Source organism: Acetivibrio cellulolyticus CD2 (genome assembly GCF_000179595.2).
In the GTDB taxonomy this organism is placed as follows: Bacteria; Bacillota; Clostridia; order Acetivibrionales; family Acetivibrionaceae; genus Acetivibrio; species Acetivibrio cellulolyticus.
Window position 1 is genome coordinate 1,095,071 of record NZ_JH556653.1, and the last position, 1,066, is coordinate 1,096,136.

General features: G+C 42.6%; 1 protein-coding gene. It reads right to left on the reverse strand.

Annotated elements, in window-relative coordinates:
• On the reverse strand, window positions 1–1,066 hold a 1,066-nt coding region (locus tag ACECE_RS29175), incomplete at both ends, for an Ig-like domain-containing protein (protein ID WP_010245951.1).

Sequence of the window (1,066 nt, forward strand, 5' to 3'; positions counted from 1 at the left end):
ACATTCACCGTTATTGTTCCGTTTGCTGGATCAGTTGCTTTTGAATATGTAAGTGTATCTCCATCGATATCTGTTCCTACTACTGTTCCTGATACTGCTGTATCTTCTGGTGTTGTTACACTGTAATCAGGTACTGTTGGCGCATCATTTACTGGAGTTACTGTTATTGTTACTGTGCTTATCGCTGTTCCGCCTTTTCCGTCACTTACTTCTACTGTAAAGCTGTCTGTTCCGTTGTAGTCTTTGTTCGGTGTATATATCCAATTACCGTCCGCTGCTACTGTTACTGTTCCGTTTGCTGGATCAGTTGCTTTCGTATATGTAAGTGTATCTCCATCGATATCTGTTCCTACTACTGTTCCTGATACTGCTGTATCTTCTGGCGTTGTTACATTGTAATCAGGTACGGTAGGTGCATCATTTACTGGAGTTACTGTTATTGTTACTGTGCTTATCGCTGTTCCGCCTTTTCCATCACTTACTTCTACTGTAAAGCTGTCCGTTCCGTTGTAGTCTTTGTTTGGTGTGTATGTCCACTTACCATCTGCTGCTACTGTTACTGTTCCGTTTGCCGGATCAGTTGCTTTCGTATATGTAAGTGTATCTCCGTCCACATCTGTTCCAACTACTATTCCTGATACTTCTGTATCTTCTGGTGTTGTTACATTGTAGTCAGGTACTGTCGGTGCATCGTTGCTTCCGCCTACATCTATTGTTACTGTGCTTATTGCTGTTCCGCCTTTTCCATCACTTACTTCTACTGTAAAGCTGTCTGTTCCGTTGTAGTCCTTGTTTGGTGTGTATGTCCAATTACCGTCCGCTGCTACTGTTACTGTTCCGTTTACTGGATCAGTTGCTTTAGTGTATGTAAGTTTATCTCCGTCTACATCTGCTCCAACTACTGTTCCTGATACTGCTGTATCTTCTGGTGTTGTTACATTGTAGTCAGGTACTGTCGGTGCATCGTTGCTTCCGCCTACATCTATTGTTACTGTGCTTATTGCTGTTCCGCCTATTCCATCACTTACTTCTACTGTAAAGCTGTCTGTTCCGTTGTAGTCCTTGT